Raw genomic sequence first — 22,694 nt, forward strand, 5'->3', positions numbered from 1 at the left:
GAAGAGTACCGCCATCGCCATGGCGACTGCTGTCGCAGCTGGAGTGACTGGCTGTGCGCCCAAGGTCAACGAGCCTATTGGCGATAGCTCCGTAACGCGGACGCTTGCGGTGTGCCGCTTCTGCGGCTGTGGCTGCGGCGTAATCGTCGAGGTGCGCAACGGTAAGGTCATCAGCGTGTATGGTGACCCCGAGAACGATTCGAACCGCGGCTTGAACTGCGTGAAGGGCTATTACCTTAGCAAGATTCTGTATGCCGACGACCGCCTGACCAAGCCGCTCATTCGCGAGGACAACTCGAAGAAGGGCGCCATGGATGGCTTCCGCGAGGCCACGTGGGAAGAGGCACTCGACCTGGTGGCTGAAAAGCTCCGCGTCACGTGGAAAGCCGATAAGAGCCGCCTGGCATTCTGGGGTTCGGGCCAGCAGCCCATCGTCGAGGGGTACGCCCAGGCGAAATTCTGGAAGGCCGGCCTGCGCTCGAACAATATCGACCCAAATGCCCGCCTGTGCATGGCAAGCGCCGTTGTGGGCTTCATGAACGTGTTCCAGACCGACGAGCCCGCTGGCTGCTATGCCGACATCGACCACGCGGACGTGTTCATCACGTGGGGTGCGAACATGGCGGAAGCCCACCCGATGCTCTACTCGCGCATCGTGGCGCGCCGCATTGCGAATCCGCACGTTAGGCACTATGACGTAACCACGCTCGGCACGCGTACGTCAGCCAAGGCCGACAAGGTCATGATGTTCGGGAACAACGGCGACTTGGCCATCACGAACTGCATCGCGCATTACCTCATCGAGAACGGCACGTACAACCACGATTGGGTGCGCGACCACCTGCAGTTCAAGCAGGGTACGGAAAACATCGGCAACGCCGATTACGATGGCTACGACAAGTCGGAAATCGGCAGCAAGGTCGATGCGGTGGAATCGATTTCCTTCGAGGAGTACGCTGCGCGCCTCGCGCCCTACACCTGGGAATACACGAGCGAAATCTCCGGCGTGCCGGTGGAGGACCTGCAGGAGCTCTACGGCCTGTTCGCCGATCCGAACATCAAGATCACGTCGTTCTGGACGATGGGCGTGAACCAGCACAACCGTGGCACGTGGATGAACCACAACCTGCACAACATTCATCTGCTGTCGGGCCACTACTGCAAGCCCGGCGACGGCGGCTTCAGCCTCACGGGGCAGCCGTCGGCATGCGGCACGGCGCGCGAGGTGGGCACGTTCTGCCATCGTCTGCCTGCCGACCTCGTGGTGGCAAACGAATCGCATCGTCGCTTCTCCGAAGCGGTGTGGAACCTTCCCGAGGGGTATCTCGACGAAATCAAGACCCCTGGGTTCCATACCACAAAGATGTTCCGCGAGCTTTCGAATGGCAACATCGACTTCCTCTGGACGGCGCACAACAACTGGGCGCAGTCGATGACCAACCTCACGCGCTTCCTTGGCCGCGGCGCGGAAGACAAGCGGGGCATTTTCGACTCGTTCATCGTGGTGAGCGAGGTGTACCCCACCATTTCGGCGAAGTACGCGAATGTGGTGCTGCCCGCCGCCATGTGGGTCGAGCGCGAGGGTGCGTTTGGCAACGGCGAGCGCCGCACTGCCGTGTTCGAGAAGGCCGTTAACCCTCCCGGAGACGCGCGCTGGGACCTGTGGATGCTCATGGAAATCGCCAAGCGCGTGCTCGAAGGCGAAAAAATCGACGGCGAAGATGCGTTCGATAGGCTGTTCGGCCAGTGGTACGACAAGGACGCCGCGGACTTCAAATTCGCGACGCAGCGCGAAGTGTGCGCGAGCATGTGGGAAGAGTATCGTACGTTCAGCAACCCCTCCCTCAACCCGCGCGCTCAGGCGATTAACGAGTCGGCCAAGCTGAAGATGGAGGGCAAGCAGCTCGCGCCCTACGAGGAGTACATCCATAACCACGGTATGACCTGGCCTGTTCGCGAAGTTAATGGCGAATGGCTCCCGACGAAATGGCGCTTCTCCTATGGAGCGCAGGAAGAGGGATACGACCAGGTGGGCATCGAGCGGTACGGCGATTTGGGTCTGGCGAGCGACGTGAGCTTCTACAAGTCGGCGGATCACAAGCCCTCGGTCGTCTTTCGCCCGTGGGAGCCGCCCGCGGAGGTTCCCGATAGCGAGTACCCGTTCGTGTTCTGCACGGGCCGCCTGCTCGAGCATTGGCACACCGGCTCGATGACTCGTCGCGTGCCCGCGCTCGACAACGCGCTGCCCGAGGCCCTGCTCGACATGAATCCGTCTGACATGGAAGAGCTGGGCGTGAAGGACGGCGATCGCGTGAAGGTCGTTAGTCGCTGGGGCGAGGTGGAAATCACCGTCTCGAGTGCTGGTCGCACTCAGCCTCCCCAAAAGTACCTGTTCGCGCCCTTCTTTGCCGAAGAGACGCTGATCAACCTCGTTCAGCAGGAGATGTACTGCCCGCTGTCGAAGGAGCCGGACTTCAAGAAGACGTGCGTGCGCGTCGAGAAGATCTAGCCGCATAGCCGTGCGTGCGGCCCAACATGCGCGTTGGGCCGCCTGATTCCGAAGGATGAATGCTCGTGGTCATTTCGAGTCTGATTGTCGAGACCGTGCCCGATAGCACGCAGGCGGTGGCGGAGCAGCTGCCGAGCTATGCGGGCGTGGAGGTGCATGGCATCGAGGAATACAAGGTCGTCATCACGATCGAGGCCGAAACGGTCGACGCATCTCATGATATAGCGTCTGAACTGGCCCTGCTCGACGGGGTTTTGAATGTGAACCTGGTCTACGTGAACTTCGAGGACGACAAGACGATCTATCCCGATGGCGTATAGGTCGCCCGAAGGCTTTGCTTGGCATATGAGGAGAGACGTGAACAAACAGAGGGAAAGAAGGGGCTCGTTCCCGTTTACGGCCGTGCGTCGCACGGTTCAGGTCGTCATGCTGCTCGTGTTCTTGGCTCCGCTCTTCGTGGCTGGCTGGGGCTTGTTCGGCGGCATGGTGGGCGGCGATGAATCCATCGCAACGCCGGCGAGCAGCTTCCCGCTATACGGAACGCTCTCGTCGAGCGAGGTCTTTGGCGTGAGCTTGCTCGATCCCTTTGCCGCGCTTCAGGTGATGGTAGCCGCGAAAGCGGTTCCCCTAAGCGCGTTAGCAGGCGTTCTGCTTCCCCTGGCGGTGTACGCCCTCATCCGCGGCCGCGCGTTCTGCGGGTGGGTGTGCCCGGTTAACCTCGTTCTCGAAGGCGTGGATTGGCTGCGCGCGAAGCTGCACCTCACGGTGGAGGAGCGCGTGCTGCCTCGTCATGCGAAGCTCTATGTCGCGCTTGGCGTGCTCGTGCTGTCGGCGATTCTAGGCTTTCCCGTATTCGAAGCGCTATCTCCCATTAGCTTCATCAACAAGGGGCTCGTGCTCGGCAGCATGGTTGGCGGCGTAACGCTGGTGGCCATCATCGTCGTCGAGCTCTTTTGGGGCCATCGCGTCTGGTGCCGCGCGCTGTGCCCGCTTGGGGGCTTTTACGAGGCGCTGGGCAAGGTCGGCATCGTGAACGTGCATATCAATCACGAAGCCTGCATCCAGTGCGACGCGTGCAAGCATGCCTGCCTGTGCGATCCTGCGATTCTCGACGCAGCAGTGGCGGGGGAGAGCTCGATGGTACGTGCTGGCGACTGCATGGCATGCGGGAAGTGCGTCGAGGCGTGTCCCACGGGAGCCCTCGCTCTGAAACCCGGTCGCAGCGGTCGAGATAAGGCCCAATGAGCCTTCGCCGTCTATGCTGCGCCGCCACTCGCTATCGATGCGCATAGAATACGCTTCTACCTCGATAAACGCATCCATCTCTTCAAGGCCGTCGTACGCGTTATTTCAGGCGAACTGCGATAGAATAAACGTACTGAAACGGTTTTCCGGAGAGAGGGGTTGCCATGGGAATCGAGCAGGCTAATTGCATGAGGCGCTTCGTGCGTATGTGCGACGACGGCTGGGTGGAAGGCTGGCACGAAAGCAATGGCGGCAACCTTTCCTATCGCCTCGACGAGGAAGACGTCCGCGTCGTCATGCCGTACCTGAACATCTCGGGCGAAGGCCACGATTGGGTGGGCCTGGGGCGCAAGGAACCCGAACTCGCCAACGCGTTCTTCCTGGTTACTGCTGCGGGCTCCCCGATGCGCAAGGTCAGCATCGACCCCACCATCAATTGCGGCATCGTGGAAATCGATCCGTCTGGTTCTGCCTGGCGCAGGGTGTGGGGCTTGCGCGGCACGCGTCCCACGAGCGAGTTCCTGGGGCATCTTCTCGTGCATGCCGCGCTCATGCGCGACAACGATGGCGACAGCCGCGTGGTCTATCACGCGCATTGTCAGAACGTCATCGCCCTCAGCCTCATCCTGAACGCCAGCGAGGCGGAATGGAATCGCGCGCTGTGGGGTTCCATGACGGAAGTCGTCATGCTCACGCCGCAGGGCGTGGGCGTGCTTCCGTGGATGCTCCCCGGAAGCATCGAGCTGGGCGAGCAGAGTGCGCAGAAGGTTGCGAAGCATTCCGCGGTGGTATGGACGCAGCATGGCCTTCTTGCCACGGGTCCCGATTTCGACGAGACGTTCGGCCTGGCGCATACCATCGAAAAGGCCGCGAGCATTTACCTGAAGGCCCGCGCCGCCAACGGCGGGGTGGCTCCCGCGCATCTTGTCACGCCCGAGCAGCTGCAGGCCGTCTGCGACAATTTGGGGGCCGGTTTCAACGCCGAAATCCTTCGGTAAGGGCCGCGAAAGCACCCGTCGCAGCGCGCTTTGGACGCTGCAAATGGCTCTTAAGCCAAAAGCCGCGCTGGATTCCGCATCCGGCGCGGCTTTGCTATAACCCACGATTTAGCTGCGTAAACGCGGTTTTCACCAATAGTTGGTGAGTGGATTCTCACCAAGAAAAACCCGTTGGTGATTGCGCATTTCACGAACAATTGAAGTTGTTGCCCTTCCAGGCGCTCCCATATCTTCATATGCGTTCGCTGACGGCAGAGGAGGCCGTCTCGACGTGAATTTGGAGGAGCAATGGATAACCAGGACCAGACTATGGCCCCGGCCGAGAGCGTGCTGCGCGAAGAGCGCGATGCCGCCATGGAGGCTGCGGGATATGACGTGGAAAGCACGCAGGCTTCGGCAGAGGATGCCGAGCGGACGTTCGAGGGCATTTGCGCCCATCTTTCCCTGAATCGCTCTAACACGTTGCCCATGTGCGCGTGCCTGAAGGCGTGCTGCACGCCCGTTTCCCGCCGCGCTGTGGAAGAGCGGCTGGCCGGTGAGGCCGTGATGGGCATGAGCATGCAGGAGCCTCACACGCTGATTTCCATTCTCATCGACGCGGGCGCCATCGGCGCGATTCCGCTGTACGACGACGTTACCGAGGGCGCTGACGAAGAGCGCCCGTTCGACTACGAGCTCGAAACGACCGGCCTTGGCCGTCGCGCGCTCGATATGTACGAGCCGCGCATGCGTTTCGCGCAGATGCTCGAGGAAGAGCCCGAAGGCTATGCCGACGCCTATCGCATCGTGCTCGACGCGTGCCGCGATTCCGCGGGCCTTCCGGCAATCGAAAAATCCCTCGCGGGGCATCCGGCCCTGCATACCCCCAAGACCGTCTACGCCGGCTACTTCGTCTCGAAGCTCGAAACGGTGGGCGGCATCGTGTGGGATGGCGCTTGGCGCACCACCGAAGAGGGTGCCAAAATGGCCGATTCCATCCCGGTATGCGCATAGGCGCGACCTGGGATTGATGAGGAAAGTCAGTACTTAGGGAGAAGGAAGGAATATGGGAGAAACCAAAATCACCCGTCGGGGATTCTGCAAATCCGCCGCCGCGCTTGGCGCCGTGGCTGGTTTGGGAATCAGCCTGAAGGACAGCCTGGTTGAAGCCGATCCCGCCAAAGCTGCGACGAGCTCGGAGGAGAAGATCTACAAGACTTCTTGCCGTGCTTGCATCGCTTCCTGCGCGGTCCTCGCGCATGTGCGCGACGGGCGCGTGGTGCGTATCGAGGGAAACCCCGAGAGCCCCATGAGCCAGGGCGGCGTATGCGCCAAGGGTATGGCTGGCATTCAGGCCCTGTACCATCCGAATCGCAACAAGTACCCGATGCGTCGTGTGGGCGAGCGCGGGAAGAATACTTGGGAGCGTATTTCGTGGGACGAAGCCCTCACCGAGGTAGCCACGAAGATCAACGAGGTTTCCGATAAGTATGGTAGCGAAGCTATCAGCGTTTCCACCGGCGGTGGCGGAAATCCGCACTTTTCGAATATCAAGCGTTTCGGCGAAGCCATCAACACGCCGAACGTTTGGGAGCCCGGCTGCTCGCAGTGCTACCTGCCCCGCATGGGTGCATCGCTTCTGGCCTATGGCGCTGGCAAGCCGAACAACCTGTCGTTCTCCGACTCGAATGGCTGGGACTACTACTTCACCGACAGCAAGGTGACGTCGCTGGTCCTGTGGGGCACCGACCCCAGCAACTCCTCGGCCGCCACGGGTGGTCGCGCTCTCGCCGAGCTGCGCAACCGCCCCGAGGGCCTGAAGACGGTCGTCGTCGACCCCCGTTACACGCTCGACGCCGCCAAGGCCGACGTGTGGCTGCCCATCCGCCCCGGCACGGACATCGCCCTGTTCCTGGCCTGGACGCGCTGGATTCTGGAGAACGAGAAGTTCGACGCTGAATTCTGCCGCACCTGGACCAACATGCCCTACCTCATCAACCCGAACACGCGCCTCACGCTGAAGGCGAGCGAAGCGGGCCTTGCGGGCAGCGACAAGGACTACGTCATCTGGAACCCGGCCACCAACGCACCCGAAGTCGTGCAGTTCCCCATGGCCGAAGGCGTGGAGCCCGCGCTGTTCGGCACCTACGAGGTGAACGGCATGAAGTGCAGCACCGCTGGCCAGCTCCTGAAGGAGAACTGCGACGAGTGGACGCTCGAGAAGGCTGCCGAGATCTGCTGGCTTGACGCTGACCAGATCGAGAAGGCCCTGAAGATCTACACCGATCCGAACGGCCAGTCGAGCATGATGCAGGGCGTGTACGCCGACCAGACCGGCCAGACCCAGGCGAACGCCCTGGCTGCCCTGACGCTGGAATTCCTGATGGGCAACGTCGAGAAGCCTGGCACCATGCTCCAGAAGTTCCCCAACGCTCCCGTGAAGGATCAGCTTGGCAACACCCCGCGCCTGCTTTCGCAGGAAAAGGTCATGAAGCGCTGCGGCTACACCGAGTACAAGGGCCTCATCTGCTGGGACATGGCTCACATTCCCTCGGTCTTCAAGGCCATGAAGGATGGCGACCCCTACCAGATCCATATGTGGATCGAGCGTTCGGGCAACAAGCACGTCGTGCTGGGCAACTCCACGTGCCTCGACGACATCGTGCCGAACCTGGACTACATCGTTCACGTGTACATGTATCCCACTGCGTTCTCCGTGCTGTGCGCCGACCTCATTCTGCCCTGCACCGAATGGCTCGAGACGAACCTCCCCATTCCGCAGCTGAACACGGTCGTCATGCGCCAGGCCGTCACGCACCTGTACGAGACGGTGGAAGAGGGCATCATCTGGACGCAGATCGTCCAGAAGTGCGCCGAACTGGGCAACACGCACTGCGCCAAGGCCTTCGATGCCAACGAGTGCATGACCACGCCGTTCTACAAGAACGAGTACGAGAAGCAGAAGCAGCACCTCTTCAAGCTGGCTGACAAGATGACCTGGGAAGAGGCTTGCGAAAAGGGCGTTTTCGAGTGGTGCTCCGAGCAGGAATACCGCACGTACAACACCTACCTGAAGATTGACGACACCACCGGCAAGCCCAAGGGCTTCGGCACGCCGTCGAAGAAGCTGGAAGTGTACTGCGAGTCGAACACCATCCTGGGCCGCACGGGCTTCCCCTGGGCGCACTGCAAGGAGTACGAGCACCTGGAGCTTCCCGCGGCTTCCGCCGACTACGAGCCCATGCCCGTCTACCACGAGCCCGCTGAGTCGCCGCTCACGGACAACGAGTACCCGCTGGTGCTCACCGAGGGCCGTCTGCCCATGTACCACCATGGCACGCTGCGCAACATTCCGTACCTGCGCGAGATCTATCCCGTCCCCGAGATGTGGATCAACCCCGCGGATGCGGAAAAATACGGCATCACCGACAACGAATGGGTGAACATCGAGAGCCGCCGCGGCAAGACCCACGGCAAGGCCCGCGTTACCACCGCCATCCCCGAGGGCGTTATCTACCAGGAGCGTTTCTGGCTTCCCGAGCTGCTCGACTCCGACGATCCCGCTCAGGCGTATCGCGCGTGCAACATCAACGTGCTCACGAAGAACGATCCGCCGTACGACCCCGTATATGGTTCGTATATTCTGCGCGGCTTCCAGGTGAAGGTTTCGCCCAGCAACGACGAGATTCTGAAATCCATTTGGACCGAACCCGAGCAGTTCGAGCCGTGGATGCCCGAGCCCACCGAAGCTACCGAGGATGTGTTTGACTATGGCGCATAACTGCATTGTTGTTAACCTTGACCGTTGCACGGGCTGCTTCAGCTGCGAAATGGCCTGCAAGATGGAGAATGGCGTAGCCCTGGGCGAGCGCTGGTCGCGCGTGCTCACCGTGGGCCCCGTTGGCGAGTATCCCAACATGACCCGCTACGCTCTGCCCACCATGTGCCAGCAGTGCGAAGACGCCCCCTGCGTGAACGTGTGCCCCACGGGCGCAAGCTACCGCGACCCCAAGACGAACGTCGTGCTGGTAAACAAAGAGCAGTGCATCGGCTGCAAGTACTGCATGATGGCCTGCCCCTACGGCGTGCGCGCTTGGAACGTCGAAGAGAAGTGCGTCGAGAAGTGCACCCTGTGCGGCCAGCTCACCAGCCAGGGCGAACTGCCCGCGTGCGTGAAGAGCTGCGCGGCTGGCGCTCGCTTCTACGGCGATCTGGACGACCCGAATTCCGATGTCTCCAAGGAGCTCGCGAAGTACTCCGAGGACCAGATCCACACGCTGCAGGACGTGGGCAACCATCCTGCCACCCATTACATCATGACCGACATGCTCGGCACGTGGTATCCGCGCATCAAGGCGCCCGAGTACCCGCGCACCGACGCATACCCGGTAGACGGCGAATAAAGGAAGGAGAGCGCAATGGAAATCCAATGGTCCCTCGTTCTGTTCACCGCCATCGCTGGTGCCGGTTCTTGGCTTTTGGGCTGCGCGTGCGTTGACGAGTTCAAGGGCCTGGCGAAGAAGACCGACTCCCTCGCCGCCATCGTCGCGATCGTGCTCCTGGTGGTAGGTGGCATCGCCTCCGCAACCCACCTGTCTCATGTCGATAGGATCTTCGGCGTACTGGCCCATCCCGCGCCCGGCATCTTCCTCGAGGCTCTGCTTCTGGGCATCGATGCGGTCATCGGCCTGATCCTGTTGCTGCTGTGGAAGCGCGAGGCTTCCGCTTCCGCCCGCAAGCTGTTTGCCGGCCTGGGCATCGTCATGGCTCCCGTGTTCTCGTTCTCGTGCGGCTTCTCTTACATGATGTCCTCCCAGCTCGCATGGAACAACATCGGCCTGCCCCTGGGTTACCTGGGCACGGCTGCCGCAGCAGGCTGCGCTCTCTGGGCTCTGCTTTGCGCTAACTGCGGCGAATCGGAAGAGGCCCTGACCTTCGCCGGTTGGGAAACCGTTCTGGGCGGTGCGCTCGCCGCGGTGTGCGCGCTGGTATTCGGCATGGCTTCCGGCGTTGCCGGTGGCGCCCAGGCCCCGCTGTTCTGGGGTGCGGTCGTGCTGGTTGGCGGCGTTGCCCCGCTGGCGGCTGGCGTTGCCATCACCCGCAAGCCTGCCCAGGCTATGGGCATGGCCGCCCTGGCCCTGGCATGCGGCTGCGTGGGCGCCATCGCCTTCCGCTGCCTCATGTGGCTTGGCAGCGATGTGCTCATGGCCCTGTTCGGCGTGACGCTCTAAGCGATTTGTCGGAGCCCGTGGGTTTCCCTCCCTCCTCCCGCGGGCTCATGTGTTGAAGGCTTCGGACGCCGAACGGCGGCCCGTTCGTTCGGCGTCCGAGGATGCCGCCGCGCAGAGCGCGACGCGCAGCGAGTTTTTTACGCAGCGGGTGTTCCCGTTTCTGCAAGATGAGGAGATTGCAATGGATGTAAATGATGCGAAGCAGCTTATCGAGGCGTGCCAGACGCGTGCCGAGTTCTGTGGCTTCCTGGCGAGCGTGTACTTCAAGGAGCTCACCGAAGAGCAGATCGAAAACCTTTCCCGCATCGAATTCGAGCGTGATGACTCGCTGATTTCCCGTGGGTATGCTCGTATTTCCGAGTATCTGAAGTATCGCGATTCGGGCACACGGCTCGATCTTGCCGTCGACTACGCTAGGGTGTTTTTGGGCGCTGGCAACTACGACAAGATCACGGCTCCGCCGTATGAGTCCGTGTTCACGAGTGGCGATGGGCTCCTGATGCAGGATGCCCGCGACAAGGCACTTTCGTACTACCGCACGTTCGGCTACGACCTGCCCGAGGGAAACACCATCCCCGAAGACCACATCAGCTTCGAGCTTCAGCTCGTCGCTCTGATGGCCGAAGAGTCCGCCCGCGTGCTGGAGGCTGGCGACGAGCAGCGTTTCGTCGAGCTCATCGAGCTGCAGCGCGGTTTCTTCCGCTATCACCAGAACAACTGGATTCCCCGCTTCTGCGATGCGATTGAGAAGCATTCCCAGACGGAGTTCTACCGCGGCATCGCCACGCTCACGCGTGGCTACCTGGAAGAGGAAGCGGCCTTCATGGAAGGTGCCGCCGAGCTTACGGGCGATGCAGGCGATCCCGGCGACCTTCATCCTGCGTGGATGGACGAAGAGCGCCCCTGCGCTATGGCGGTGTAGGTCGTGGCTGTTTCCAGAAGGGCGTTCGCGGGCTTCCTGGGGGCTACCGTCGCGATGGGCGCGATGGGCGGTGCGGCCCGCGCATTCGCGGGTGACGGTTCCCTGCTGCGCCCGCCCGGAGCGCAGGACGAAGCCCAATTCATTGCGCGCTGCATCAAGTGCGACCGCTGCCGCAGCGTGTGCCATACCGGCGCCATCACGCTCGCGAAGGTGGAAGACGGGTTCCTGAACGCCCGCACGCCAACCCTCGATTTCCACCGAGGCATCTGCGATTTCTGCGACGACTGCGCCCGGGTGTGCGCTGCGGGGGCCATCGTGCCCTTCGACGAGGAAACCGAGAAGATCGGCATCGCGGTCGTGCAGCCCGATAGGTGCCTGTCATATACGCAGTCGTGCGGCGATTGCCTCGAGGCGTGCCCCTATGGCGCGCTCTCGTTCGACGCGGGCCGTCATCCCGTTGTGGATGCGAGCCTGTGCAATGGCTGCGGCATCTGCGAAAACGTCTGTCCGGCCTTGGTGTACGGGCAGTTTGCCGGTGGCACGCGCCGCGGTATCGTGGTGCGCCCGGTATCTGAAGTGGAGGGGTATGGCCGATGAGGAAGAGCTCGTTGCTTCGCACGCTCGCCGTTTTGTTCGTGATGCTCGTGGTGTGCGTGGGCCTCGCGTTTCATACGGGTGTGGGCACGCCCTCGCAGTGGGGCCTGCTCGATATTACGGCGATCTGCCCGCTCGGTGCGCTTGAGACGCTCATCGCGTCGAAGACCATCGTGCCTCCCGCGCTCATTGCGCTCGCAATCACCGTGGTGGTTACCATCCTGCTGGGCAGGGCGTTTTGCGCCTGGGGGTGCCCCGTTCCGCTGCTGAAGCGCGTGTTCGGCACCAAGAAGAAGCGCGAGAGCGCGCCTTCGAAGATTCTTCCCGAGCCCGAAAAGCGCGGCGGCCTGGATGACACGCGCAATTGGGTGCTGGGCGGCACGCTGCTGAGCACGGCGGTCTTCGGGTTCCCCGTGTTCTGCCTCATTTGCCCGGTGGGCCTGACGTTCGCCACCATCGTCGCCCTGTGGCGTCTGCTACAGTTGAACGAGATGACGCTGTCCCTCATCGTCTTTCCCGCTATCATCGTGGTCGAGCTGGTGCTTCTGCGCTCGTGGTGCCATAGGTTCTGCCCGTTGGGGGCGCTCCTCTCGCTGGTATCGCGCCTGAACCGCACCTTCCGCCCGAAGAGCGACGAGACGGTGTGCCTGAAGGCTTCGAAGGGCCAGAGCTGCGATGCTTGCGCCCAGGTCTGCCCCGAGGGAATCGATCTTCATGATGCAGTGAAATCGCAGCCCCTGCACGAGTGCACGAAGTGCCGCAAGTGCGTGGATGCGTGTCCCGTGCATGCGATTTCGTTCCCCTTGAGGGACTTGAAGGGTGAAAAGTCAAGAATAGACAAGTAGGGGCCGAAGTCTATCCTAGTGGAGGGGATGCGCTGACGGGGGTGCGCTTCCCTTGGAGGAGAGAACGGTATGCAGACGGAGAGTCGGGCCCGCGAGTCGCGCGGCATAGCTGAGCTTGCGCGCGAAATCGAAGATCAGTGGCCCAGTTTGAAGTATTTGTCCCTAGGCTGTTACTACGCATGGATCTTCCTGTGCTACAACAGCGAGGTATTGGAAGCTTGGGCGGGGGTTACGTCCCCTACGCCCAAGTTTTCCATGTACGTCTTATCTACGGTTGCCCTGGCCGTGGCGCTTGCGCTTGCGGCCATATTCCACCAGCGATTCGAAGGCTGGTTGTCGCGTCGTGGCTTCACGCTGGTGGGCGCTATCGTGGCGTCCGTTGCCACGGCGGGGCTGGCGTTCGCCATGCAAATCGACCCTAATGGTCCGTTGTACCAGGCCTGCTGCGTACTTACGGGCGTGGGCACGGCGCTCATCGCGCTGCGCATAGGCTTGGTGTACGGCAGCCTTTCCGCCCGCAAGGCGCTCATGCTCACGGCAGCATCATTCGTGTTCGCCGTGATGATCTATTTCGTGTGCATCGGTGTTCCCGCGCTTTTGGGGCTCGTCATCCTTTCCGCGCTGCCTGTCATTGCCGCGGTCTTCACCGTTTCCTTCGTGAACCGTCCGCGCGTGAGCGTTGCCGGTGGGGAAGGGGGCGGCCATGTGCTGCCTCGCGGCTTCCTGGTTCGTCTCGTGCTCGCCGTTTTCGTGTTCTCGCTCACGGCCAGCTTCGCCAGTGGCGGCGCGCATTTCGCGGTGGGCCTGGCAGCGGTTACCGATGACGGTTCGCTTGCCATGTTCATCATCGGCTTCATCGCCACCGCGGTCTGCGTCATTGCCGGCGTCATGTCCACGCGCTTCGATTTGGTGAAGCTGTACTACCCGCTTATCCTGCTGGCCAGTATCAGCATTCTCGTCATTCCGGCCACTGGCGGACACCTGGAAGGACATGGCCTTCTGCCCACGGTGGTTTACGACGTGTTCATCATGTTCATCTGGGTGCTTCTGTCCCACGTGTCCGACCGTACGCAGCTTTCCGCCGTACTCGTATTCGGCTGGGGCCGTGGCGCCTCGGCGCTGGGTTCCACGGTGGGCAACGTGCTGGCCATGGAAATCCAAACGGCCAGTGGCGACCCCACGAACATGATGGTGGTCACCTCGGTCGCCTTGCTGTTCGCCCTGGCTGCCACGGCTATGGTGGTGCTGAAGGAGGGTACGCTCGACGATATGTTCTCGCGTACGGGCGGCGATAGCGAACGCGGCTTTTCCGCCACGCTCGACCCGTTGGCGCAGGATGCCGCCAACTTGGGCAAGGGCGCGTGGATGCGCAGCTGCGAGGCGCTTGCCGACGAGGCGAAGCTCTCTAAGCGCGAGCGCGAGGTGTTCGTGCTTCTCTCGAAGGGCCGCACCATCGAATTCATCGCCGATGACCTGGGGATTTCGTTCAATACCTCGAAATCGCACGTGCGCCACGTGTACGAGAAGACGGGCGTGCACACGCGCCAGGAACTACTCTCGCTCATCGAGACGCGCCGTAACTCCTTACGCTGCTAGCTTTCCGTTCCACGCGCATAATCGAGCATAGAAGAAGGGCCTGTTCCAAGCGGAACAGGCCCTTTCGGTTCGCTATGCGCGAGCGCTAGATCTGCTTCAGCAGGCCGTAGCCGCCGTTGTCGCGGCGATACAGGATGCGGAAGGTGTCGGTGTCGCGGTCGATGTAGCCGAAGAAGTCGTGGCCCAGCAGGTCGATCTGCACGAGCGCTTCCTCTTCCGTGAGAGGCAGGAACTCCACGTCCTTCTCGCGCACGACGGCGTCGTCGGCAAGCTCTTCCATCAGCGCGTCGAAGTCGGTTTCCCCGGCGGTGGTGCGAATGGTTTCGGCCTTGGTGCGGGTCTTGTGCTCGACTACGCGCGTCTTGAACTTGCGCAGCTGACGGAGCACCTTCGCGGCGGCAACGTCGATTGCCGCGTACATGTCTTCCTCGCGCTCTTCCACGCGGATGATGTGTCCCTTCGCGGTCATCGTAACCTCGCATACGGCGGGGCTGGAGATAGCGGGATTCTGCTCCATGTGAAGCACGATTTCCGCGATCAACGGGTCGATGTCCATTACCTTCATGGAATTGCCGATTTTCTCTTCCGCATAGGACTTGAGAGCGTCGGTGATGGGCATCTTGCGGCCGGTGACGGTAATCTCCATGAAAATCACCTCTCAAACTAGGGAATATTAAAAAACAGCTTGGACGGGCGGCAGGCACAGGGTTGAAACGTGTGCGGCGACTCCTTTCCGAGCTGGTATATCCAGTATACCGCTTTATTGGAGTTTTCTAGGAAAATAGCCCACAAGGTTGCACGCCCGGGGCAGTGGTACGTAGCACGTGTGGCGCGCGGGGTTGGCATGTTGCGGGCGCCCCGCGAGAGGCGATTCTGCGCAATTCGGCAAGTCATACGTATAATCTTCACAAAGATGTGGAGCTTGGGAAACGCGTTAGGTAACGGAATGATACCGTTCTACTTCCGAACGACCACAATATCTAGTTGATAAGGCGATTTTGGGCCCTATGAATCTAGTGGATGTATGGGAATTGTGGCAAAACAGCCGTCCGAACAGCCACTATTTCAGTTCGCTCGTCTCCACATTAGTTGCCTTTTGTCCCTACTCAACCTAAAATGGCTGAAGCCGAAGTACTACCGACTAAAGTAGGCAGGGAATACATGAACACTAAAATCACCTCGTTCCCTCGACGTTCGTTCATTGCGGGAGCAGCCGCCCTTGGCGCTATGACGCTTGCGAATCCCTCGTTTGCGCTTGCCGATGAAATCACCGACAAGCAGGCGGAGGCCGATTCCGCGCTTGCTTCCCTCAAAGCTATGCAGGCAAGCCTCGACCAGGCTTCCGACAATTACACCACTGCTCTCCAGGAGCAGGAGGACGCCGAGACGAAGCGCGACGAAGCGCAAGTCAAAATCGACGAGGAAAACGAAAAGATCTCCGCTCTTCAGGAGCGTCTGGGTACGCGTGCGCGTTCCATGTACCGCAACGGTTCCAGCACCTTCCTGGAAGTGCTCACGGGCGCGGCCACGTTCGCCGATTTCGCGACGGGCCTCGACCTCCTCTCCGAAATGAACGAAGAGGACGCTCAGCTCGTTGAAGATGTGAAAGCCGAGCGCCAGGCTCTGCAGGAAGCGAAGGATGAATACTCCGCTCAGGCAGAAACCGCTCGTCAGAAGGCCGAAGAGGCCGCTCAGGTTCAGGCCGAGGCCGAGCAGACGGTTGCCGAGATGCAGGCGTACTACGACAGCCTCAGCGCCGAAGTCGCCGAACTCGTTTCGCAGAAGCGCGCCGCCGAGGAAGCCGCAGCAGCCGCTGCCGCCGCATCGGTCGTCGAAGCATCCGCAGCGGAAGGCGCAGCCGCCGAATCCGCGAGCAGCTCCTCCTCCAACGGTGGTGGCGGTTCCAGCTCGTCGGGTGGCAGCAGCAGTAGCAGCAGTGGCGGTAACAGCGGTGGCGTGTACGAAGGCGGCTCCGACGCGGTCAGCCGTGCGTACTCTTGCCTGGGTGCTCCCTACGTGTGGGGCGCCGTTGGCCCCAGCAGCTACGACTGCTCTGGCCTGGTAAGCTACTGCATCACTGGTCGCCATGCGCGCGTGTTCACCTCCAGCAGCCTGATGGGCTACTCCGCGGTGAGCAACCCCAGCCCCGGTGACGTTGCGGTAAAGTCCGGCCACTGTGGCATCTATATTGGCGGCGGCCAGATGATCCATGCAGCCGACTACGGCATTGGCGTTATCGTCGGTTCCGTGCAGAGCGGCATGAAAATCGTTCGCCCGTAACAATCAACGCATAAGAAAAGCCCGCTTCGGCGGGCTTTTTTGCGTTTGGGGGCGGGGCGAGCGCAACGCTTTCGCCCCGTCTTCCTATTGCGTTATCGGTAGAAGCGCGGGATTTCCACCTGCAGCTGCAGCTCGTTCTGCATGCCCGCAAGCGTGGCTGCCGTAAGCTTGGCAAGGGCGCGGTAGAAGGGATGCGTCGTTTCGCCCTCCATGAGCTCCAGGAAATGCGGTGCCCAGGTGAGCAGGTGCTCCTGGAGGTATTCGCCCATGAGCTCGGGGTGGTTGCGGGCAATCCAGGCGGCGAGGATGAGCATGAGGCCGATGTGGTCCTCGGGTTCGCGCTGCTCCTTCACGATGGATTCGATGCCGTGCTCGCCCATCCAGTCGCGCAGGTCGAGGCAGGTCTTGCCGAAGATTACGCTCTCGCGGTCGGTGTATACCGAACCCCAGGGGGCAGCGGCCTTGCGCGCCGGGCCCACGAAGAGGCGGCGGAATTCAACCGAGAGCTCCTCCTTCGCGCCCTGAGCCTGCAGGGCGTCGTGGATTTCCCCAAGGGCTGCAGCAGCGTCGTTTTCGCTGGCGAACGGCCAGGCGGCAGCGGCTTCGGCTACGTCGAGCGCTGCGAGTGCCTGAAGCAGCTCGTCGGTGGTGCCGCGCGCGGGGTCGTTGTAGAACAGCGGGCCCAGCGTGTCGCCCGTGAAGGCGATCGCCCCCAGCTGCTCTTCGGTGATGGCTTCTTGCGTCATGGAATACCTTCTTCCGTCGTGAATTTCATGCGTATTGTACGGCATTCAATTGCACGCCGCACGTTAATTGCGGGATTCCAAAATAATCATCTCATAATGGAACTATCCGTGTGTCATTTTGCGTAAACCTTGCTACACTTAAACAACGCGGAAAGGGGTACCGCGAGTTAGTTGGTCTGCATGAAGAAGCCGCATTCCAAAGGCATTTTTCACGTCCGTCGTGCACGAATGGGGAGAACGCTTGGCGTCTCCTGCGCTTTGTTGTGCCTGCTCATTTGGGGTGTATTCTGCTTTTTCCCTGCTCAGCAGCCCGCCATGATTCAAGGTGCGGTCGATGTTGCCGACCGGGCGTCTGAAGCTGGCGCGGAAGGATCGCCCGCTGTACCTACGCCTTCGCGCGAACCCTCGCAATCCGATGCTCTCGATGGCGATTTGCAGCTTCTCGAGCCCACTTCCGAACCCTCGATGGAAGAGGCCGCGGCGTCCAATATCGTCGTGAGCGTTCCCGGCGAGGTGCTTGTTTCCGTGGGAGAGGAGGCAACCGTCGAAAGCGTGAATGCGTTACTTGCCTCCTTTGATTTCATCGCCACGCGCGACGTTTCGGGGCAAGATCTTTCCCTGGGGTTCGTACAGGTGGCTCTCGTTGACGGCGTCACGCCCGAAGAGGCGGCGAAGCGGTTGGCCGATTCTGGTTCCGAAGCGCAGCCGAATTACGTGTATTGCCTGATGGACGATGATGTTGCAACGCAGTCGCACGAGGTCGTGCAGGGTGCGGGTTTGCTGGAGCAGGGTGCGGAAGAGGCTACGACGGGGCTTTCGGCGCAGTCGGTGAGCGTGAATGACCCCCAGGCATCGTGGATGCTCGAATCCGTGAAGGCCGGTAACGCGTGGGAGCTTGCTGGCGTTATCGATGCCTCAAGCGGCTTCTCACCCGTAACGGTGGCCGTAATCGACTCGGGCTGCAAGGTGGATCACGTCGATCTGGCTGGCGCTATCGTGGGAGCGTATGACGTGACCACGGGCAATGCCGGCAAAGCCTCTATGACCGACACGAACGGGCATGGCACGCACGTTGCCGGCATCGTGGGCGCTGTCGCGAACAACGCCGAAGGCGTGGCGGGCGTGTCGTACAACGCGAAGGTGTATCCCGTGAAGGTCATGAGCGGACGTTCGACCGATTCCGTCAAGCTCGCGAAGGCGTACAAGCACATCCTCGATAACGCGAGCGCGTATAACATCCGCGTTATCAATCTGAGCATCGGTGGCGCGCAAACCTCGACCGATGCCGATGACCGCCAGCTGGTCAGCTATATCAATCGCGCATATCAGAATGGCATTCTCACGGTATGTGCTGCGGGCAATTTTTCCAGCTCTACGACGAAGCCCTATACCTGCTTTCCCTGCGATTACGTCGATAGCGTCATTGGCGTGATAAGCCTCGAGCAGAGCGGCGACATCGTTGCGCGCACGTCGACGTCGAACTACAACCTGCCAGGGCAGCGCACGAAGGATATTTCCGCACCGGGCAAGGATATCGTTAGCACTTGGTGCGATGGCGCATACTATTCCGAGTCGGGAACATCGATGGCCGCGCCGTGCGTGGCCGGCATTGCCGCGCTGATGTTCGGCGTGAACGCGAACCTTACGCCGTACGGCGCGACGCTCATTCTGCAGAAGACGGCCACCGACCTGAACGCGCAGAACAGCTCCGCTGAAACGTCCGATGGCTGGGATGCGTACACGGGCTACGGCGAGGTGAACGCCTACGAGGCCGTGAAATACGAAATGCAGTACATCGCCAGCGGGAGCTCGCTGCTTGTGGGTGACGCGCTTACGTTGAGCGCGCGCATGAGTGGCGGGTCGGGCTATGCGTGGGCCGTGGAGCCCCAGGGCGTGGTTACGCTCGACGCGTCGGGTTCCTCGTGCGTTGTGACGGGCATTGCCCCTGGGGAAACGCAGGTCACGGCAACGTATACGATCCAGTTGGGGCCGATTGGGCCGTATACCGTTACCGACAGCGCAACCATTATCGTATATGACGCGTCGATAAGCGGCGCGCAGACCGTATCGTTCGGCGACTCCACAGCCTATAGCGTCGCGTGTAACCCCAGTGCGACGTGGCTGTGGAGCTCGTCCGACGAACGCGTGGCTACGGTGGACGAAACCGACGGCACGGTTACCGCCGTAGGCGTTGGAGCTGCCACGATACAAGCCACGCTACTAACGAACAGCGGCATTACGCTTTCGCGGGAAGTTACGGTTGTTCCGGTTAGCATCGCGAACGCGTCTATCCAGGGCGTGTCCTCTCAGGAATACAACGGCTCTGCCGTGAAGCCCAAGCCCACGGTTACGCTTGGTGGGAAGACGCTGAGCGAGGGCGTCGATTACACGCTGTCGTACGCGAACAACAATGCGGTGGGAACTGCCACGATAACGGTTACGGGCAAGGGCAACTACACGGGTTCGAAGAGCGCGCAATTCGAGATCACGCAGGGCGCGCAAAATATGTTCCGCTTGTACAACCCCAATTCCGGAGAGCATTTCTACACAGCGAACGCGTCCGAGCGCGACAATCTGCGCCGGGTTGGCTGGCGCTACGAGGGCATCGGCTGGCTCGCGCCAAGTTCGGGTGCGGAAGTGTACCGCCTCTATAACCCGAATGCCGGCGATCATCACTACACCATGAGCACCAGCGAGCGCGACCATTTGAAGCGCGTGGGCTGGCGCTACGAGGGCGTGGGCTGGTATTCCGATTCCCAGACGATGGCCACGCCGCTCTATCGCCAGTACAACCCCAACGCCACGTCGGGGTCGCATAACTATACCACCAGCAGGGCCGAGAATGACTCCCTCGTGCGCGTCGGGTGGCGCTACGAGGGCATCGGCTGGTATGGGTTGTGATGACGATGGAGCGGTGGAGCACAATGGGAAGTCGTTCGAAGCGTGCCATTATCGCGCTCCTCTTCGCGGCGTGCCTGGGCGCGCTCATTGGGCTTGCGCTCACGGCGAGCGACCCGCGCTTCGACGTGCTGCCTGATGGCGTGGATGACGAGGCTGTCGAGGCCGTTGACGCGCCGGTGGGCGATTCGACGGAATACGAATTGCATGATCCGCCACCCAAGCAAGCGACTATTGATGAATCTGGTGCTAATGCGGGTGCCGCGGCCAGCAAGGCGGCGGAGCCCGAAATGTACGTGCCCGATCAGCTGCTCTTGCTGCTCGACGGCGATGACACGGTGCGGAGCGTCGAGACGTTCCTGGCGAATCTGGATGCGTCTGCCACGAAGAGCGTGAGCGACGAGGATATCAAGCAGGGGTTCGTGCTGCTCGAGCTTGCGGATGGTGCGGATATCGCCGATGCGCAAACGGCCATTGCCGACGCAGGGCGCTCTTCGCAGCCGAATTTCGTCTACACGCTCATGGACGAGGGGCCAACGAGCGAAGATGAGCTGGCTGCCCGCGAAAACCTTGCGGAGCTGGCTGCGTCTTCGCCGCTGGCGGACGCTTATGTCATCAACGATAACTACTATACGAAGACGACGCTTCTTTCCCGGGGATACCTCTGGGGCATCGATTCGGTGAATGTGCGCGAGGCGTGGAGCATCGTGCGTTGCCTCGACGATGGGGCCGCCCCGTCGTCTTCCACGATCACCATTGCCACGATGGACACGGGGTGCAACGTCAATCACGAGGACCTGAAGGATCGCGTGGTCCACTCGTACGACGCGGTACGCTCGACCGACGTGAACGTCGAATCGGTGTCGGGGCATGGAACGCACGTGGCGGGCATCGCAGCGGCCACCGCGAATAACGCGAAGGGCGTTGCGGGCTACTCGTACAATGCGAATCTTCTGCCCATCACCGTATTCAAGAACGTGAACGGTTCGGCTACGGCGTATTCCGCCGACATCGCCCGCGCGTACCAGTACGTTCTCGACAACAAGAACGCCTATGGGTCTATTCGCGTGGTGAATCTGAGCGTGGGCATGACGTATTCCCAAGAACAAATCGACCGCCTTGCCACTAACGCGACCAGTTACGATAAGGTTCTCGTGAATCGCATTGCGCAGGCGCGCAACGAGGGGATTCTCACCGTGTGCGCCGCAGGCAACAACGCCGATGTCACGGGGCCGTACGTGTGCTACCCGGGCGATGTATCAGAGTCGCTGAACGTGATTAACGTGCGTTGCGATTCGAACAAGCAGAACATTACGCGTGCTCCCTCCTCGAATTACAACACGGCTGCTCAGGTGCAGGGGGCAACGACAAAGAACCTCAGTGCGCCGGGAACGAGCATTTCGAGCACGTGGGATTCGTCCTTCCTGCTCGAAGGCCAGTCGACGCAATACGCCTCCATGGATGGCACGTCGATGGCGGCTCCTTGCGTGTCGGGCATTGCCGCCTTGCTGTTCGCGTACGACCCCTCGCTTACTCCCTCCCAGGTAGAGCAGATTCTGTATGCCACCGCGACCGACCTGGTGTATGAGAACGAGAGCGAGAGCGCCGGCGAAGGCTGGGATGCGTATACGGGATATGGCGAGGTGAATGCCTACCATGCGCTGCAGTTGCTGCAGATCATGCGTGGCGATGCCGGGTTCGAGGAGCGCAGCGATGCGACGTTCGGGCGGTCGACTGCGGCCGACGGTTCGACGCACACCTACGTCGCGGCCGAGGTGGGCGACACGTTCACGTTGGCGCTGCCGTACGATGGCGAGCGCCAGTTCACGTTCGAATCCGACAATCCGCATATTGCGACGATTGACGAAAACGGTGTGGTGACGACGCATGCGTCGGGTTCCACCGTCATCACGGCCCGAATGGGCGCGCCGCTGGAAGAGGACGCCACGTGTTCCATCGAAATCAAGGTGGCGCCCCTCAATATCGGCAAGGCCGCCATCGGCTACATCGAGTCGCAGATCTACACGGGCGCCCCCATTCGCACGGGCATCGTGGCCGCCGCGGAGTCTTTTGGCCGTCCGCTGGTGGAAGGCGAGGATTACACCTTGACGTACGCGAATAACGAGAATGTGGGAACGGCCACCGTCACGGTGGAGGGCAAGGGCGAATGCTACGGCACGACGACTCGCACCTTCAACATCATGCATGCCGACATTGCCAATGCCGACATTTCGATTCCCAGCGTCGCGTATACGGGCAAGGAGCTGAAGCCCGAGGTGACGGTGACGTACAACGGCAAGAGACTTGCCGAGGGCGTGGATTACACGCTGCAGTACTCGAATAACGTGAACCCGGGTACGGGCTCGGTGCGCGTAAAGGCCATATCGGGCGGCAACTTCACGGGGGTAACTTCGGCGTCGTTCACGATCACGCGTGGCTCCCAATCGATGTATCGCCTGTACAACCCCAATTCCGGCGAGCATTTCTACACCGCGAACGCGCAGGAGCGCGACAGCTTGAAGCGCGCGGGATGGCGCTACGAGGGCATAGGCTGGACGGCCCCCACCACGGGTGCGGAAGTGCATCGCCTGTATAACCCGAACGCCGGCGACCATCACTACACCACGAGCACCAGCGAGCGCGACAGCTTGAAGCGCGCGGGATGGCGCTACGAGGGCGTGGGCTGGTATTCCGATTCGCAAACGAAGGCTACGCCGCTCTATCGCCAGTACAACCCCAACGCCACGTCGGGGTCGCATAACTATACCACCAGCAAAGCCGAAAACAATAACCTCGTGAAGGCTGGTTGGCGTGCCGAGGGGATTGGCTGGTACGGGTTGTAGCCATGAAG

At 61.3% G+C, this 22,694-nt stretch carries 17 protein-coding genes; 15 read left to right on the forward strand and 2 right to left on the reverse strand.

Translation table 11 applies throughout. The features are described 5' to 3' along the window. Positions 1 to 43: 43 nt before the first annotated feature. From AC04P6_RS08155 to AC04P6_RS08210, 12 genes are all read left to right on the forward strand, one after another. Complete coding sequence (locus AC04P6_RS08155; protein ID WP_475566124.1) at positions 44 to 2,509, forward strand: molybdopterin-dependent oxidoreductase; 2,466 nt, start codon at positions 44 to 46, stop codon at positions 2,507 to 2,509. 65 nt (positions 2,510 to 2,574) lie between these two features. Further along, positions 2,575 to 2,829: a chaperone NapD gene (locus AC04P6_RS08160; RefSeq protein ID WP_475566125.1), complete on the forward strand. Its 255-nt coding sequence runs from the start codon at positions 2,575 to 2,577 to the stop codon at positions 2,827 to 2,829. A gap of 37 nt (positions 2,830 to 2,866) precedes the next feature. Then, entirely contained in the window at positions 2,867 to 3,754 is an 888-nt protein-coding gene (locus AC04P6_RS08165) for a 4Fe-4S binding protein (RefSeq protein ID WP_475566126.1), read from the forward strand. A gap of 164 nt (positions 3,755 to 3,918) precedes the next feature. Beyond that, positions 3,919 to 4,752 (forward strand): rhamnulose-1-phosphate aldolase, encoded by an 834-nt coding sequence (rhaD, locus tag AC04P6_RS08170; protein WP_475566127.1) that lies wholly within the window; start codon positions 3,919 to 3,921, stop codon positions 4,750 to 4,752. 288 nt (positions 4,753 to 5,040) lie between these two features. Further along, entirely contained in the window at positions 5,041 to 5,745 is a 705-nt protein-coding gene (locus tag AC04P6_RS08175) for a hypothetical protein (RefSeq protein ID WP_475566128.1), read from the forward strand. Between the two features lie 52 nt (positions 5,746 to 5,797). After that, positions 5,798 to 8,512 (forward strand): molybdopterin-containing oxidoreductase family protein, encoded by a 2,715-nt coding sequence (locus tag AC04P6_RS08180; protein ID WP_475566129.1) that lies wholly within the window; start codon positions 5,798 to 5,800, stop codon positions 8,510 to 8,512. Beyond that, positions 8,502 to 9,134, forward strand: coding sequence for a 4Fe-4S dicluster domain-containing protein (locus AC04P6_RS08185; RefSeq protein WP_475566154.1), 633 nt, complete (start codon positions 8,502 to 8,504; stop codon positions 9,132 to 9,134). Before AC04P6_RS08180 ends, AC04P6_RS08185 begins: the two co-directional genes overlap by 11 nt. A 15-nt stretch (positions 9,135 to 9,149) precedes the next feature. After that, positions 9,150 to 9,962: a DmsC/YnfH family molybdoenzyme membrane anchor subunit gene (locus AC04P6_RS08190; RefSeq protein ID WP_475566130.1), complete on the forward strand. Its 813-nt coding sequence runs from the start codon at positions 9,150 to 9,152 to the stop codon at positions 9,960 to 9,962. A 181-nt stretch (positions 9,963 to 10,143) separates the two neighbouring features. Continuing rightward, entirely contained in the window at positions 10,144 to 10,884 is a 741-nt protein-coding gene (locus AC04P6_RS08195) for a TorD/DmsD family molecular chaperone (RefSeq protein ID WP_475566132.1), read from the forward strand. A gap of 3 nt (positions 10,885 to 10,887) precedes the next feature. Further along, the gene (locus AC04P6_RS08200) at positions 10,888 to 11,481 is read left to right on the forward strand and encodes a 4Fe-4S dicluster domain-containing protein (RefSeq protein WP_475566133.1); all 594 of its coding nucleotides are present in this window, start codon (positions 10,888 to 10,890) and stop codon (positions 11,479 to 11,481) included. Then, positions 11,478 to 12,323, forward strand: coding sequence for a 4Fe-4S binding protein (locus AC04P6_RS08205; RefSeq protein ID WP_475566134.1), 846 nt, complete (start codon positions 11,478 to 11,480; stop codon positions 12,321 to 12,323). The genes AC04P6_RS08200 and AC04P6_RS08205 overlap by 4 nt, the downstream gene beginning before the upstream one ends. Positions 12,324 to 12,578: 255 nt before the next feature. After that, positions 12,579 to 13,919: a LuxR C-terminal-related transcriptional regulator gene (locus tag AC04P6_RS08210; RefSeq protein ID WP_475566135.1), complete on the forward strand. Its 1,341-nt coding sequence runs from the start codon at positions 12,579 to 12,581 to the stop codon at positions 13,917 to 13,919. Positions 13,920 to 14,004: 85 nt separating this feature from the next. Here the strand turns inward: AC04P6_RS08210 and hpf are convergent, their stop codons facing one another. Then, positions 14,005 to 14,565, reverse strand: coding sequence for a ribosome hibernation-promoting factor, HPF/YfiA family (gene hpf, locus AC04P6_RS08215; protein ID WP_475566136.1), 561 nt, complete (start codon positions 14,563 to 14,565; stop codon positions 14,005 to 14,007). Positions 14,566 to 15,080: 515 nt separating this feature from the next. On the opposite strand from hpf, the gene AC04P6_RS08220 reads away from it, so the two are divergent. Continuing rightward, positions 15,081 to 16,199, forward strand: coding sequence for a coiled-coil domain-containing protein (locus AC04P6_RS08220; protein ID WP_475566137.1), 1,119 nt, complete (start codon positions 15,081 to 15,083; stop codon positions 16,197 to 16,199). 92 nt (positions 16,200 to 16,291) lie between these two features. Here the strand turns inward: AC04P6_RS08220 and dmsD are convergent, their stop codons facing one another. Beyond that, on the reverse strand, positions 16,292 to 16,945 hold the full coding sequence (gene dmsD, locus AC04P6_RS08225; RefSeq protein ID WP_475566138.1) for a Tat proofreading chaperone DmsD: 654 nt from the start codon (positions 16,943 to 16,945) through the stop codon (positions 16,292 to 16,294). A 315-nt stretch (positions 16,946 to 17,260) separates the two neighbouring features. Between dmsD and AC04P6_RS08230 the strand changes: the two genes are divergently transcribed. Both AC04P6_RS08230 and AC04P6_RS08235 read left to right on the forward strand, forming a co-directional pair. Further along, on the forward strand, positions 17,261 to 19,846 hold the full coding sequence (locus AC04P6_RS08230; RefSeq protein ID WP_475566139.1) for a S8 family serine peptidase: 2,586 nt from the start codon (positions 17,261 to 17,263) through the stop codon (positions 19,844 to 19,846). Positions 19,847 to 19,869: 23 nt separating this feature from the next. Then, positions 19,870 to 22,686 carry a S8 family serine peptidase gene (locus tag AC04P6_RS08235; protein ID WP_475566140.1) on the forward strand — a complete coding sequence of 939 codons (2,817 nt, stop codon included), beginning with the start codon at positions 19,870 to 19,872 and terminating at the stop codon, positions 22,684 to 22,686. The last annotated feature ends 8 nt before the right edge of the window (positions 22,687 to 22,694 follow it).

The organism is Denitrobacterium sp., assembly GCF_056180635.1.